This window comes from Streptomyces sp. LS-MS-L19, from assembly GCF_058382285.1.
In genome coordinates this window covers 1,687,970-1,701,937 of sequence record NZ_JBYCLL010000001.1, presented here as the reverse complement: position 1 = coordinate 1,701,937, position 13,968 = coordinate 1,687,970, and the positions used below count along the sequence as shown (strand labels likewise).

The window sequence follows — 13,968 nt, the reverse complement described above, 5'->3', positions numbered from 1 at the left end:
AGTGTGAACAGCAGTGAGGAGATCGCCGTGTCGGGTATGTCGGCGGGCCGGTCAGCCATGCGGATGGGACCCGCTGAGCTGGTGCAGGCGGCGGCCATGGCCCGCCGCTTCTACCTCGAGGGCAAATCCAAGATCCAGATCGCCGAGGAGTTCGGCGTCAGCCGCTTCAAGGTGGCCCGGGTCCTGGAGACCGCCCTCGAACGGGATCTCGTGCGGATCGAGATCCGCGTGCCGGCCGAACTGGACGCCGAGCGCTCCGACGCGCTCCGCGCCCGCTACGGCCTCAGGCACGCCGTCGTGGTCGAGTCCCCGGCCGATGTCGAGGACTCGCCCGACCCGGAGAACCTGGGGGAAGTGGCCGCCGACCTGCTCGGCGAGCTGGTGAACGAGGGGGATGTGCTGGGACTGGCGTGGGGCCGGTCCACCATCCACATGGCGGCGGCGCTGGACCGGCTGCCGCCGTGCACGGTCGTGCAGTTGACGGGTGTCTACGACGCCGGGACCGCCGAGCGCGGTTCGGTGGAGGCGGTGCGCCGGGCCGCCCAGGTGTCCGGCGGGGACGCCCACCCCATCTACGCGCCGATGCTGCTGCCGGACGCGGCCACCGCGGCGGCGCTGCGCAACCAGACCGGGATCGCCCGGGCCTTCGAGTACTTCGACAAGGTCACGGTCGCCTGTGTCTCCATCGGCTCCTGGGAGCCCGGCATCTCCACGGTGCACGACATGCTCAGCGACGAGGAGCGCGGCCACTACGCCTCGCTCGGTGTCGCCGCCGAGATGTCCGCGCACCTCTTCGACGCCGAGGGCCGCCGGGTCGGGCGGGACCTGGGCGAGCGGTGCATCACCGTCAAGGCCGACCAGCTCCGCCGTATCCCCGAGGTCGTCGCGATCGCGGGCGGGCAGCGGAAGGCGGCCGCGATCGACGCGGTGCTGCGGTCGGGGCTCGTCACCAGCCTGGTGACGGACACCTCCGCGGCGGACTCCCTGATGACGGCGGGCCCCACCCCGAAGCCGGCCCTCAACAGGGCGGACCCTGACGGGTCCTGACGGAAGGTCAGGCAGGAGGGGGCGGTCACCGTGCGGTGACCGCCCCCTTCCGCGTGGCTCGGGTCGCATACAGGGCGACCACGCCCTTTGGAGGTTCGTCCCAAGCCCCCTCCGGCCGGTCTGGACGATTCGACCGTGGGTGACCGCGCGCCCGACGTGGGAGAATGAAGTACGTGCTCTTTCCCCCTGGCTGACCTGACCGGGGGCCGCCTCCGATCGACTGGGATGTGCAGCACGTGCGTTTCCTCAACGACATCCAGCCCCCGTACGACCTGACCTACGACGACGTCTTCATGGTCCCGAGCCGTAGCGCCGTCGGTTCGCGGCAGGGCGTGGACCTCAGCTCCCCGGACGGGACCGGCACCACGATCCCGCTGGTCGTCGCCAACATGACCGCCATCGCCGGGCGCCGCATGGCCGAGACGATGGCCCGGCGCGGCGGCTTGGTCGTCATCCCGCAGGACATCCCGATCGAGGTCGTCACCGAGGTCGTCTCCTGGGTGAAGAGCCGCCACCACGTCCTGGACACCCCGATCGTGCTGGCCCCGCACCAGACCGTCGCCGACGCGCTGGCCCTGCTGCCCAAGCGCGCGCACAACGCCGGGGTGGTCGTCGACGAGGCGGGCCGGCCCGTCGGTGTCGTCACCGACCAGGACCTGACCGGTGTCGACCGCTTCACCCAGCTGGAGGTCGTCATGTCGCGCGACCTGCTGCTCCTGGACGCCGGCATCGACCCGCGCGAGGCCTTCAACCGGCTCGACGCGGCCAACCGCCGCTACGCCCCGGCCGTCGACACGGACGGCAGGCTCGCCGGCATCCTCACCCGCAAGGGCGCGCTCCGGGCCACGCTGTACACACCGGCCGTGGACGCGCAGGGCAGGCTGCGGATCGCCGCCGCGGTCGGCATCAACGGCGATGTGGCGGGCAAGGCCAAGCAGCTGCTGGACGCGGGCGTGGACACGCTCGTCATCGACACCGCGCACGGCCACCAGGAGTCGATGATCACCGCGATCAGGACGGTCCGGGGGCTCGACCCGCGGGTCCCGATCGTGGCCGGCAACATCGTCGCCGCGGAGGGCGTCAGGGACCTCGTCGAGGCCGGTGCCGACATCATCAAGGTCGGCGTGGGCCCCGGCGCCATGTGCACCACCCGCATGATGACCGGCGTCGGCCGCCCGCAGTTCTCCGCCGTGCTGGAGTGCGCGGCCGAGGCGAAGAAGTACGGCAAGCACGTGTGGGCCGACGGCGGTGTACGGCACCCCCGCGATGTCGCCATGGCGCTGGCGGCCGGTGCCTCCAACGTGATGATCGGGTCGTGGTTCGCGGGCACGTACGAGTCGCCGGGCGACCTCCAGCAGGACGCGAACGGGCGGCTCTACAAGGAGTCCTTCGGCATGGCCTCCGCGCGGGCCGTCCGCAACCGCACGTCCGAGGAGTCGGCGTACGACCGGGCCCGCAAGGCGCTGTTCGAGGAGGGCATCTCCACCTCCCGGATGTTCCTCGACCCGGCCCGCCCGGGCGTGGAGGACCTGATCGACTCGATCATCGCGGGGGTCCGCTCCTCCTGCACCTACGCCGGCGCGAACTCCCTCGCGGAGTTCGCCGAGAAGGCGGTCGTGGGCATCCAGAGCGCGGCGGGCTACGCGGAGGGCAAGCCGCTGCACGCCAGCTGGAGCTAGGTCCGTCGCATGCGGCCCCCGCGCGGATGCGGGGGCCGTTCGCATGCCCGGTCAGGGGCGCGCGCAACGAAGGGCCGCCCTTCCGTGCGGAACGCAACGATCTTGCGAGTGCGTGCAAGGTTGCTGCATTACGACTGTGACGTCCGGGCTCGTAGGGTGCTTCGCTGTACTCACCTGCAGCGACGAAGGAGTCAGCGCGTGCTCGACCAAGGCGCACCCCCGCAACAGCGGACCCCACAGGCCACGGGGCTCGGCGCCCGCCTCATGCGGCGCAAGCCCGTGGAACGCCTGGTCGCCGAGGGCGGCCAGGGCGAGGGAGGCGCGCTGCGGCGCTCCCTGGGCCTGTGGCAGCTGACGATGATCAGCATCGGCGCCACCCTCGGCACCGGCATCTTCGTGGTGCTCGGCGAGGCGGTCCCCAAGGCCGGCCCCGCCGTCACGCTCTCCTTCGTGATTGCCGGACTCACCGCCCTGTTCTCCGCCCTCTCCTACGCCGAGCTGGCCGGCACCATCCCGGTCTCCGGATCCTCGTACTCGTACGCGTACGCAACCATGGGCGAACTGATCGCCTGGATCTGCGGCTGGTGCCTGGTCCTGGAGTACGGCGTCTCGGTCGCCGCCGTGGCCGTCGGCTGGGGCGAGTACCTGAACGAGCTGCTCGACGGGACGATCGGCGTCACCATCCCGGACGCCCTGTCCGCCCCGCCCGGCGACGGCGGCGTCTTCAACCTTCCGGCACTGATCGTCGTCCTGCTCGCGATGGCCTTCCTGCTGGGCGGCGCCCGCGAGTCCGCCCGCGCCAACACCGTCATGGTCGTCGTGAAGATCGCCGCGCTGGTGCTGTTCTGCGCGATCGGCGTCCAGGGCTTCCGCTCGGGCAACTACGAGCACTTCATGCCGCTCGGCATGGCCGGGGTCAGCGCGGCCGGTGCCACGCTGTTCTTCTCGTACATCGGCTTCGACGCCGCCTCCACCGCCGGCGAGGAGGCGAAGAACGCCCAGCGCGACCTGCCGCGCGCGATCATGCTCTCGCTGGTCATCGTGACCGCGCTCTACGTCCTGGTCGCGGCCGTCGCGGTCGGTGCGAAGCCCTGGCAGCACTTCAACGACTCCGAGGCCGCGCTCGCCCAGATCATGCGCGAGGTGACCGGGCAGAGCTTCTGGGGCACCCTGCTGGCGTTCTGCGCGGTCATCGCCATCGCGAGCGTCGTCCTGACCGTGCTCTACGGCCAGACCCGCATCCTCTTCGCGATGGCCCGGGACGGACTCGTGCCGAAGGTGTTCGCGCGCGTCCACCCCAAGACCGGGGCGCCCCGGGCCAACACCGTGATCGTGTCCCTGTTCTGCGGGGTGCTGGCCGCGGCGATCCCGCTCGGGCAGCTCGCCGACGCCACCAGCATCGGCACGCTCTTCGCCTTCGCGCTGGTCAACATCGCCGTCGTGGTGCTGCGCCGGACCCGCCCCGACATGCCCCGTACCTTCCGTGTCCCGCTCTCGCCGGTCTTCCCGGCGCTGGGCTTCGCCTTCTGCGTGTGGATGATGGGCAGCCTGTCCACCGTCACCTGGGTGGTCTTCGGGGTCTGGATGGCCGTCGGGCTCGTGTTCTACTTCGTGTACGGCCATCGCCGTTCCCGACTCGCAACACCCGAAAGCTGATCCACCCACCGTGCTGAACGATCTCGACGAACGCATCGTGCACGCCCTCGCCGAGGACGCCCGCCGCTCCTACGCGGACATCGGGCAGATCGTCGGTCTGTCCGCGCCCGCCGTGAAGCGGCGCGTGGACCGGCTGCGCGCCACCGGAGCCATCACCGGCTTCACCGTACGGGTGGACCCGGCGGCCCTCGGCTGGGAGACCGAGGGGTTCGTCGAGATCTACTGCCGGCGCAACACCTCCCCGGAGACCATCCAGCGGGGCCTGGAGCGCTACCAGGAGGTCGTGGCCGCCTCCACCGTCACCGGTGACGCGGACGCGGTGGTGCAGGTCTTCGCCTCGGACATGCGGCACTTCGAACGGGTCCTGGAGCGGATCGCGGGCGAGCCCTTCGTGGAGCGCACCAAGTCGGTCCTGGTGCTCTCCCCGCTGCTGCGCCGCTTCTCCTCGGGCTCGCCTACGTAGCGTCCTGGCCGCGGGCCGGTGGGGGCCGGTCGCGCCGTTCCCCGCGCCCCTTCAGGGCGCGTCTGCGGACCGTTGCCAGCACATGCCGTACGCCTGTGGCATGCGCGCCCGTGCCGATGACCAGGAGGCGGTAGAGGGCACCCCCGGGGCCGGGGAACCGGGCCCGGCTCTCGGCCCGCAGCCGGACGCGGCCGTCCCCGGTCGCGTCCAGGCGGAAGATCAGCGCGTACGTCGAGAAGTGGTGGCGGCCGATCAGGACGAGCTCCCGGCCGGGCCTGGCGGCGGCCACCCGGAACCCGGGGAACGTCGAGCCCTCGGCGAGCGGGCGCGGTCCGGACACCGCGGGGTCGGCCGCACCGACGAAACGGGCGTAGCGGGCGGTGCGAGGGCGGCCGAAGGCGTTCTCCAGGGTCTCGCAGAGTGCCTGCCAGACGTCGCCCACGTCGGCCTGGACCAGTGTGCTGTGCTCGTCGATCCGGGGCAGTGCGGGGATGTTCACCGGAACCTCCGTCGTCTACTCCGCCGTCTTCCGGGCCAGCGCGTTGTTTCCTATCGAGTTGTGCACGCTGAAGCTCACCGCATCGGAACGGTAGCGGTCGTCCGACCACTCCACCGGGCGGCCCTCGCGGGTCGTGGTGACCCGGCGGACCCGCAGGAGCGGACTGGTGCGGCGAACGTCCAGCAGTGCCGCGTCCCGCGCACCCGCCGCCACCGCGTCGATGACGTGCTCGCCATAGGCGAAGACCAACCCCATGTCGTCGTACAGGCGTTGGGTGACCGAGGGGCAGTCCGGCTCGATCGTCTCGACGGTCGGGGAGATCCAGTCGGCGTACACCGTGCGCTCCAGCAACACCGGTTCACCGTCCAGGCCGCGGATCCGCAGCACGTGCAACACCGGTGTGCCGACGGGCAGTTGGAGGCGGACCGAGTCCTCCTTCGACGCCGGACGGTACTCCTGCTCGACCACCTGCCCGGTAGCCTCCCGGCCCATCGCCCGCGCCCATTCCGCGAAGCTCCTGAGCTCCGCGAAGCTCTGGCTGCGGCGGCTGGCGAGCACCACGCGGCGGGCGCCCTGGCGGGAGCCGATGAGTCCCTCGGCGGTCAGCGCGGCGACCGCCTGGCGGACCGTTCCGCGCGAGACGCCGTAGTGCGCCGCGAGTTCCGTCTCGGCGGGCAGCAGACTGCCGACGGTGTACTCCTCGCGGTCGATCGCCCGGCGCAGTTCGTCGGCGATCTCCTCGTGTCGCGCCGCCATGCTTCCCCTCTGAGTCGGTCACTGTGCACAGCGTGACCAGCGTAGTCGAGATTTCGAGAGGTGCGCTGGGGGCCCGGATTGTGCGGGAATTCGGGGGCCAGCGTTTCGCCAGTGTTTACCGGTGGGACACCATCGCCCGCCTTACTGGGGCCAACTTGTTCAGACAAGTTTCCTCCCTTTGGCTCCTGCACCCTCGCGCGTCCCCTGGAGAAGCCGTGACCGTGTCCCTGCCGAGAAGCGCCGCCCTCGGTGTTCTCGCCACCCTCGCCGCCCTCGCCCTGAGCGCCTGTGGCGCCGCCCCCGACACCGCGTCGAGCACCGCCGACGGCAAGAGCGCCGCCACCGCCGGCTCCGCCGCGGACTTCGGCGGCCTGGACAAGCTGGTCGCCGCCGCGAAGAAGGAGGGAACGCTCAACGCCATCGCCCTGCCCCGCGACTGGGCCAACTACGGCGCCCTCATCGACGGCTTCCAGAAGAAGTACGGCATCAAGGTCTCCGTCGAGAACCCCGACGGCTCCAGCCAGGACGAGATCAACGCCGTGACGTCCAGGAAGGGCCAGGACCGCGCGCCGGACGTCCTCGACCTCGGCTCCTCCTTCGCGCTCAGCGCCGCCCAGCAGGGCCTGCTCGCGCCGTACAAGGTGGCGTCGTACGCCGACATCCCCACCGGGCAGAAGGACGCGCAGGCCCGCTGGTACAACGACTACGGCGGCTACATCTCCATCGGCTGCGACGCCAAGCGGGTCAAGACCTGCCCCACCACCTTCGCCGACCTGCTCAAGCCGCAGTACAAGGGCCAGGTCGCCCTCAACGGCAACCCCACCAAGTCCGGTTCGGCCTTCGGCGGGGTCTACGCGGCCGCGCTCGCGAGCGGCGGTTCCTTCGACGACATCCAGCCCGGCCTGGACTTCTTCGCCAAGCTGAAGAAGAACGGCAACTACACGCCCGTCGAGTCGACCCCGGCCACCGTCGAGAAGGGCGAGACGCCGATCAGCATCGACTGGGACTACCTGAACGCGGGGTACGCCGACGAGTTCAAGTCCAAGAGCGTCGACTGGAAGGTCGCGGTCCCGAGCGACGGCGAGTTCTCGCAGTACTACTCCCAGGCCATCAACAAGGACGCCCCGCACCCCGCGGCCGCCCGCCTGTGGCAGGAGTACCTCTACAGCACCGAGGGCCAGAACCTGTGGCTCAAGGGCTACGCCCGCCCGGCCCTGATGACCGCCATGGAGAAGGCCGGCACCCTCGACAAGACGGCCGCCGCCAAGCTGCCCCAGGTCTCCGGCACCCCGTCCTTCCCGACCGAGGCCCAGCAGGACAAGGCCAAGACGGTCATCGCCGGGGGCTGGGCGAAGGCCGTCTCCGGATGACGACCACCCTCCCACGGGTCGACGACACGGCGACCGCCGCTCCGGCGCAGCGGCGGCGCCGTGCCCTCGGCTGGCTCGCCGTCGTCCCGCTGCTCGCGTTCGTCGCGGTCGCCTTCGGACTCCCGGCCGTCGCCATGCTCGACGGCGCCTTCACCGCCAAGGACCCGGCCACCGGGGCGACTTCGTACACCGTCGACAACCTGACGGCCTCCCTCGAGGGCGCGTACCTCACCGCACTGCTCGGCAGCGTGAAGCTGTCGGCCGTGTCCGCCGCGCTCGGCACCCTGGTCGGACTGCCGCTCGCCCAGGCCGTGGTGACCTCCCGCTTCCGTGCCCTGCGCGAGGCCGTGCTCACCGCCTCCGGGGTCCTCGCCAACTTCGGCGGGGTCCCGCTGGCCTTCGCCTTCGTCGCCACCCTCGGCAACGCGGGCGTCCTGACCCGGCACTTGGGCCTCACCGACAAGGGCTGGGACCTCTACAGCTTCTGGGGCCTGGTCATCGTCTACCTGTACTTCCTGATCCCGCTGATGGTCCTCACCATCACCCCGGCCCTGGACGGGCTGCGCGCCCAGTGGCGCGAGGCCGCCCAGAACAACGGGGCGACGGCCGTGCAGTACTGGCGCTTCGTGGCCCTGCCCGTCCTGCTGCCCACGCTGCTCGGCGGGTTCGTGCTGCTCTTCGGCAGCGCCTTCGCCGCCTACGCCACCGCCGCCGCGATGGTGGGCAGTTCGATCCCGCTGGTCACCCTCCAGATCGCCGACGCGATCTCCGGCAACGTCCTCGTCGGCCAGGAGAACGTGGCGCTCGCCCTCAGCCTCGACATGGTCCTGGTCGCCGGCCTGGTGATGGCCGTGTACCTGCCCCTTCAGCGAAGGAGCGCCCGATGGCTCGCCTGAACCCGTGGCGGTGGGGCGTGCTCGGCCTCGCCGGGCTGTACTTCCTGGTGCCGCTCGCCGCGTCCGTCGTCTTCACCGTCGACGTGCCCGGGCAGGGGATCACCTTCGACGCCTACACCCAGATCTTCTCCACCGACGGCTTCGTCTCCAGCCTGCTGCTCTCGCTGGAGCTGGCCCTGGCCACCATCGCCGTCGTGCTGCTGCTGATGGTGCCCGCCATGGTCGCGCTGCGGCTGGGCGCGCCCCGGCTGCGCCCGGTCGTCGAGGTGGTGTGCTCGCTGCCGCTGGTCGTCCCGCCGATCGCGTTCGTCGCCGGCATCGGCACGGTCCTCAAGTGGGGCCCCGACCACCTCTCGCGCACCCCGCTGTTCGAGACCTTCGTGGCGATCCAGAACCCCGACTTCCCGTTCGTGCTCGTCCTCGCGTACGTCGTGATGGCGCTGCCCTTCGTGTACCGGGCCCTGGACGCCGGGCTGCGGGCCGTCGACGTGCGCACCCTCGTCGAGGCCGCCCGCAGCTGCGGTGCCGGCTGGCCGCAGGCCCTCGTCCAAGCCGTACTGCCCAATCTGCGGGGCGCGCTGCTCAACGCCTCCTTCCTCACCCTGGCCCTGGTGCTCGGCGAGTTCACCGTGGCCCAGCTGCTGGGCTTCCAGCCCTTCGCGGTGTGGATCGTCAACGTCAGCGGCTCGCAGGCCCAGTTGTCCGTCGCCGTGTCCGTGCTCAGCCTGCTGGTGACCTGGGTGCTGCTCCTCGTCCTGGCCGGCTTCGGCGGCCGTACCCGTACCGTTTCCCGGGGATGAACCATGACCGTTCTCGAAAAGACCCAGACGACCGCGGCGACCGTCGAATTCCAGGGCCTCAGGCGGGAGTTCGGCCCGACCGTCGCCCTCGACGGACTCGACCTGACCGTGCGGCCGGGTGAACTCCTCGCCCTGCTCGGCCCGTCCGGCTGCGGCAAGACGACCGCGCTCAGGATGCTCGCCGGCTTCGAACACCCCGACTCCGGGCGGGTACTGGTGGACGGCGAGGACGTGAGCCGGGTCCCGGCCCACCGCCGGGACGCCGGGATGGTCTTCCAGTCGTACAGCCTCTTCCCGCACCTCGACGCCCGCGACAACGTGGCCTTCGGACTGCGGATGCGTGGGGTCCGTACGGCCGAACGTCGGGCCAGGGCAGCCGAGTTGCTCGACCTCGTCGGGCTCGCCGACAAGGGCGGGCGGTTCCCGCACCAGCTCTCCGGCGGCCAGCAGCAGCGGGTCGCGCTGGCCCGCGCGCTCGCCCTGCGCCCCCGCGTACTGCTCCTCGACGAACCCCTGTCGGCGCTGGACGCCAAGGTGCGGCTCAGCCTCCGCGAGGAGATCCGGCGGCTCCAGCAGGAGCTCGGCATCACCACCCTCTTCGTCACCCACGACCAGGAGGAGGCCCTGTCCATGGCGGACCGGGTCGCCGTGATGCACGCCGGCCGGCTCGAACAGTGCGCGGCGCCCAGTGAGTTGTACGGCCGTCCCGCCACCGCCTTCGTCGCCGAGTTCGTCGGCACGATGAGCCGGATCCCCGGCCGGCTCGTCCAGGACACGGCCGAGGTGCTGGGACAGCGGCTCCCCGTCGACGGCCCGGTGCCGACCGCCACCGAGGTCGACGTACTGGTGCGTCCCGAGGCCGTACGGGTGCGGGCCGAGGCCGACGGGACGGCCCGGGTGGTCGCCACGTCCTTCCTGGGCGCGTCCGTCCGCCTCACCGTCCGGCTCGCCGACGGCACCGAGGTCAAGGCCGACCTGCCTGCCCACGAGTCCGCCGAGCTGACCGCCGGCGCCCCGGTGAGCGTGTCGCTGCCCGAACGGCCGGTGCTGGTGGCGGAACGACGCACCCCCTGATCCCCCACGTACGAATCCCCCCACGAAAGAGACCGCTGTGACTCGACTCCCGCTCCAGGCCGTCCTGTTCGACATGGACGGCACGCTCGTCGACACCGAGCGGCTCTGGTGGGAGGCGGTGGAGGAGGTCGCCGGACGTCCGCTGACCGAGGCGGACCGGCCGGACGTGCTCGGCCGCCCGGTCGAGCACACCGCCGCCTGGCTGGCCGCGGCCACCGGCACCCCGGCCGTGGACCTCGCCGACACCCTGCACCGGGAGTTCGCCGACCGCGTCCGCACCGGCGTCGTGCCCCGCCCCGGCGCCCTCGACCTGCTCGACGCGCTGGCCCGCGAGGGCGTCCCCACCGCCCTCGTGACAGCCTCTCCCCGGTCGGTCGCCGACACCGTCCTCGAAGCCCTGGGTGGCGCGAGCCGGTTCGCCGTCTCCGTCACCGCCGACGACACCGAGCACACCAAACCCGCCCCCGACCCCTACCTCGCCGCCTGCCGGGAGCTCGGCGTGGCCCCCGCGCGCTGTGTCGCCGTCGAGGACACGGAGACCGGCGTCCGCTCCGCCGAGGCGGCCGGCTGCGCGGTCCTCGCGGTGCCCTCGCTCGCCCCCGTCGAGGCGGCCCCGGGGCGTACGGTCCTGCCCGGGCTGGAGGGCGTCACCGTGGCCCGGCTCCGCGCCCTGCTGCCGTACCGGCTCCGCGTGATGACCTGGAACCTCTGGTACGGCGGCACCAAGGTCCACGACCACCGCGCCAAGCAGCTCAAGGTCATCGCCGAGACCGGCGTGGACGTGGTCGGACTCCAGGAGACGTACGGCAGTGCCGCCACGGAACTCGCCGAGGCGCTGGGCTGGCACCACCACCGCGCCGGGTCGAACCTCGGCATCATCAGCCGGTACCCGATCACCGCCGTGCTGGGCGACCCGGACGTGGGGTTCTACGGAGCCGCCGGCGCGCGGATCGCCGTAGGGGATCGGGAGGTCGAGCTGTGGACCGCGCACCTCGACTACGAGCGGTACGGGCCCTACACGGCCGAACCGCTCGCCCGTCTCGCCCACGAGGAGGTGCGGCTCGGGCAGCTGCGGGACACCCTGCGCCGGATCGGTGACGCGGCGCCCGTCGTGCTGGTCGGCGACTTCAACTGCCCCTCCCACCTGGACTGGCCCGACGTCGAGTGGCCGGTGACCAAGGCGGCGGAGGAGGCGGGCTTCCGTGACTCCTACCGGGAGGCGCGTCCCGACGCCGTGCGCGACCCGGGGCACACCTGGTCCCCGGTCCACGCCGAGCCGGAGCCCCAGGACCGCATCGACTTCGTGCTGCACCGGGGACTGAAGGTCCTCGACTCGCGGACGTACGTCAGTGGCACCCCGCGGACCTGGCCGGATGTCGAGGACAACGACTGGCCGTCCGACCACGCCGCCGTGATCACCACATTCTCGCTGGGCAGCGGGCCGGGAACTGTCTAGCATTGGTGACATGACCTGGCGACATTGATCCACCAGCCGCGCCTCCCGAGGGCCGCCTCGGACGCCGTACCCACGACGTCCGAACCGCCCTTCCGGGAAGGCCTCATGACACTCTCACCCGCACGTGTGCCCGCGACCGGCGTCCGCCGGCTGACGACCACGCTGTACGGCTACGCGTTCCTCGACGACCTCGTCCTGCTCTACCCGGTGTACGCGCTGCTGTTCGCCGACACCGGCCTGCCGCTCTGGCAGATCTCCTCGCTGTTCGCCCTGTGGTCCCTCACGGCCGTCGTCCTGGAGGTTCCCTCCGGGGCCTGGGCCGACACCGTCTCGCGGCGCCGGCTGCTGTGGATCGGCCCGCTGCTCACCGCGGCCGGCTTCGCGCTGTGGGTGACCGTGCCGTCGTACGGCGCCTTCGCGCTGGGATTCGTCCTGTGGGGCGCCGGCGGCGCCCTCGGCTCCGGTTCGCTGGAGGCGCTGGTCTACGACGAGATGGAACGGCTCGGCGCCACCGACCGGTACGCGCGTGTGATGGGGCGCACCCGGGCGGCCCGGCTGCTGGCCACGGTGGCCGCGATGGGCCTCGCCGGGCCGGTCCTCGCGCTCGGCGGCTACCCGGCCGTGGGCGCCGCGAGCGTCCTGGCCTGTCTGCTGGCCGCGGTCACGGCGACCCGGCTGCCGGAACACCGGGTGCCGGCCGGCAAGGGCGGCACCAGCTGGTCGGCGACCCTGCGGGCCGGAGTCGCCGAGGCCCGCGGCGACCGGACCGTCCGGGGCGCCCTGCTGCTGGTCCCTGCCGTCGCCGCGGTGTGGGGGGCGCTCGACGAGTACGTGTCGCTGCTGATCCGCGACCTCGGCGTGGCCGACACCACCGTGCCCTGGCTGGTCCTACTGGTCTGGGCGGCCGTCACCGTCGGCAGCCTGTTCGCCGGGCCCGCCGAACGCCTCGGCACCCGGGGCCTCGCCGCCCTGATCGCCGGGGCCGCGCTCGCCCTGGCCGTGGGCGCCGGGGCCCGCACCCCGGCCGGTATCGCCCTCGTCGGCCTCGCCTTCGCCGGCTTCCAGCTGGCCGAGGTGCTCGCCGACGTCCGCCTCCAGCACCGCATCGACGACGCCCGGCGGGCCACCCTGACCTCGGTGGCGAGCCTGGGCACCGAGCTGGTCACGGTCGCCGTGTTCGGCGTGTACACGCTGCTCGGCGCGTCGCTGGCGCACAGCACGGTCTTCGTGATCCTGTCCGTGCCGTATCTGATGACCGCGCTGGTGCTGTCCCGCGGGCGCCGACGTCCGCGCAACGAATCGCCGGACGACCGCCTCCGCACGCAATGAACCGCTCACCGGCGCGCAACGGCTCCTTCTTGTTCGCGCCGGTGAGCCGCCCGTACCTTCTATATGGCCCGCTCCGTGGCCCCCACATCCACCTTCCGCCCGGTGAGGATCACGCATGCGCACCGCCCTGCTCCAGAGCTCCGGCCGCCCCGGCTCCGTCGAGGGGAACCTCAAGGTCCTCGACGAGGCCGCGGCCAGGGCCGCCGCCGCGGGTGCCGCGCTGCTGGCCGCTCCGGAGATGTTCCTCACCGGGTACGCGATCGGCGACGACATCGGCCGACTCGCCGAGGCGGCCGACGGGGACGGCGCGGACGCCGTCGCGGAGATCGCCTCCCGGCACGGCCTCGCGATCGCGTACGGCTACCCGGAGCGCTGCGGCGACACCGTCCACAACTCCGCCCAGCTGATCTCCGCCGACGGCACCCGCCTCGCCGGCTACCGCAAGACCCACCTCTTCGGCTGCTTCGAACGCGACCACTTCACGGCGGGGGAGCAGCCGGTGGTCCAGGCCGAACTGGGCGGCCTGCGCGTCGGGTTGATGATCTGCTACGACGTCGAGTTCCCGGAGAACGTCCGCGCCCACGCCCTCGCCGGCACGGACCTCCTGATCGTCCCCACGGCCCAGATGCACCCCTTCCAGTTCGTCGCCGAGTCCCTCGTGCCGGTGCGGGCCTGGGAGAACCAGATGTACGTCGCCTACGTCAACCGGGTCGGCCAGGAAGGGGAGTTCGACTTCGTCGGGCTGTCGATGCTGGCCGGACCCGACGGGGTGGCCCGGGCCCGCGCCGGGCGCGGTGAGGAACTGGTCCTCGCCGACCTCGACCCCGCCCTCCTCGCCGCCTCCCGCGAGGCCAACCCGTATCTGACGGACCGCCGGCCCGGCCTCTACGGCTCCCTCGTCTGACCCACCCGCTCGCCCACGGGTCCCTCGTCCGGCCCCCGC

At 72.1% G+C, this 13,968-nt stretch carries 13 protein-coding genes; 11 read left to right on the top strand and 2 right to left on the bottom strand.

Annotation, left to right across the window (positions count from 1 at the left end):
• The first annotated feature begins 3 nt into the window (after positions 1-3).
• The 4 genes from AC2XR2_RS07395 to AC2XR2_RS07380 all read left to right on the top strand — a co-directional run bounded on the left by AC2XR2_RS07395 (position 4) and on the right by AC2XR2_RS07380 (position 4,845).
• On the top strand, positions 4-1,047 hold the full coding sequence (locus AC2XR2_RS07395) for a sugar-binding transcriptional regulator (RefSeq protein WP_356464506.1): 1,044 nt from the start codon (positions 4-6) through the stop codon (positions 1,045-1,047).
• A gap of 236 nt (positions 1,048-1,283) precedes the next feature.
• Positions 1,284-2,726, top strand: coding sequence for a GuaB1 family IMP dehydrogenase-related protein (locus tag AC2XR2_RS07390; RefSeq protein ID WP_381305582.1), 1,443 nt, complete (start codon positions 1,284-1,286; stop codon positions 2,724-2,726).
• A gap of 198 nt (positions 2,727-2,924) precedes the next feature.
• On the top strand, positions 2,925-4,382 hold the full coding sequence (locus tag AC2XR2_RS07385) for an amino acid permease (protein ID WP_449350186.1): 1,458 nt from the start codon (positions 2,925-2,927) through the stop codon (positions 4,380-4,382).
• A 10-nt stretch (positions 4,383-4,392) separates the two neighbouring features.
• Entirely contained in the window at positions 4,393-4,845 is a 453-nt protein-coding gene (locus AC2XR2_RS07380) for an Lrp/AsnC family transcriptional regulator (protein WP_020117426.1), read from the top strand.
• Here the strand turns inward: AC2XR2_RS07380 and AC2XR2_RS07375 are convergent.
• Positions 4,838-5,344: a hypothetical protein gene (locus AC2XR2_RS07375; protein WP_491514622.1), complete on the bottom strand. Its 507-nt coding sequence runs from the start codon at positions 5,342-5,344 to the stop codon at positions 4,838-4,840. The genes AC2XR2_RS07380 and AC2XR2_RS07375 overlap by 8 nt on opposite strands.
• 15 nt (positions 5,345-5,359) lie before the next feature.
• The gene (locus AC2XR2_RS07370; protein ID WP_449350187.1) at positions 5,360-6,100 is read right to left on the bottom strand and encodes a GntR family transcriptional regulator; all 741 of its coding nucleotides are present in this window, start codon (positions 6,098-6,100) and stop codon (positions 5,360-5,362) included.
• 215 nt (positions 6,101-6,315) lie between these two features.
• Between AC2XR2_RS07370 and AC2XR2_RS07365 the strand changes: the two genes are divergently transcribed.
• From AC2XR2_RS07365 to AC2XR2_RS07335, 7 genes are all read left to right on the top strand, one after another.
• On the top strand, positions 6,316-7,470 hold the full coding sequence (locus AC2XR2_RS07365; protein ID WP_491514621.1) for an ABC transporter substrate-binding protein: 1,155 nt from the start codon (positions 6,316-6,318) through the stop codon (positions 7,468-7,470).
• Positions 7,467-8,366: an ABC transporter permease gene (locus tag AC2XR2_RS07360; RefSeq protein WP_449350189.1), complete on the top strand. Its 900-nt coding sequence runs from the start codon at positions 7,467-7,469 to the stop codon at positions 8,364-8,366. Before AC2XR2_RS07365 ends, AC2XR2_RS07360 begins: the two co-directional genes overlap by 4 nt.
• Positions 8,354-9,166: an ABC transporter permease gene (locus tag AC2XR2_RS07355; RefSeq protein ID WP_123759479.1), complete on the top strand. Its 813-nt coding sequence runs from the start codon at positions 8,354-8,356 to the stop codon at positions 9,164-9,166. Before AC2XR2_RS07360 ends, AC2XR2_RS07355 begins: the two co-directional genes overlap by 13 nt.
• A gap of 3 nt (positions 9,167-9,169) precedes the next feature.
• Positions 9,170-10,240 carry an ABC transporter ATP-binding protein gene (locus tag AC2XR2_RS07350; RefSeq protein WP_491514620.1) on the top strand — a complete coding sequence of 357 codons (1,071 nt, stop codon included), beginning with the start codon at positions 9,170-9,172 and terminating at the stop codon, positions 10,238-10,240.
• A 37-nt stretch (positions 10,241-10,277) separates the two neighbouring features.
• Complete coding sequence (locus tag AC2XR2_RS07345) at positions 10,278-11,696, top strand: HAD-IA family hydrolase (protein WP_491514619.1); 1,419 nt, start codon at positions 10,278-10,280, stop codon at positions 11,694-11,696.
• Positions 11,697-11,801: 105 nt separating this feature from the next.
• Positions 11,802-13,025 (top strand): MFS transporter, encoded by a 1,224-nt coding sequence (locus AC2XR2_RS07340; RefSeq protein WP_491514618.1) that lies wholly within the window; start codon positions 11,802-11,804, stop codon positions 13,023-13,025.
• A 115-nt stretch (positions 13,026-13,140) separates the two neighbouring features.
• Complete coding sequence (locus tag AC2XR2_RS07335) at positions 13,141-13,929, top strand: carbon-nitrogen hydrolase family protein (RefSeq protein WP_491514617.1); 789 nt, start codon at positions 13,141-13,143, stop codon at positions 13,927-13,929.
• The last annotated feature ends 39 nt before the right edge of the window (positions 13,930-13,968 follow it).

Bases quoted from the DNA above. Each gene is read 5' to 3' on its own strand.
- AC2XR2_RS07370 (WP_449350187.1), bottom strand. From the start codon at position 6,100: ATGGCGGCGCGACACGAGGAGATCGCCGACGAACTGCGCCGGGCGATC.
- AC2XR2_RS07350 (WP_491514620.1), top strand. From the start codon at position 9,170: ATGACCGTTCTCGAAAAGACCCAGACGACCGCGGCGACCGTCGAATTC.
- AC2XR2_RS07360 (WP_449350189.1), top strand. From the start codon at position 7,467: ATGACGACCACCCTCCCACGGGTCGACGACACGGCGACCGCCGCTCCG.
- AC2XR2_RS07355 (WP_123759479.1), top strand. From the start codon at position 8,354: ATGGCTCGCCTGAACCCGTGGCGGTGGGGCGTGCTCGGCCTCGCCGGG.
- AC2XR2_RS07340 (WP_491514618.1), top strand. From the start codon at position 11,802: ATGACACTCTCACCCGCACGTGTGCCCGCGACCGGCGTCCGCCGGCTG.
- AC2XR2_RS07335 (WP_491514617.1), top strand. From the start codon at position 13,141: ATGCGCACCGCCCTGCTCCAGAGCTCCGGCCGCCCCGGCTCCGTCGAG.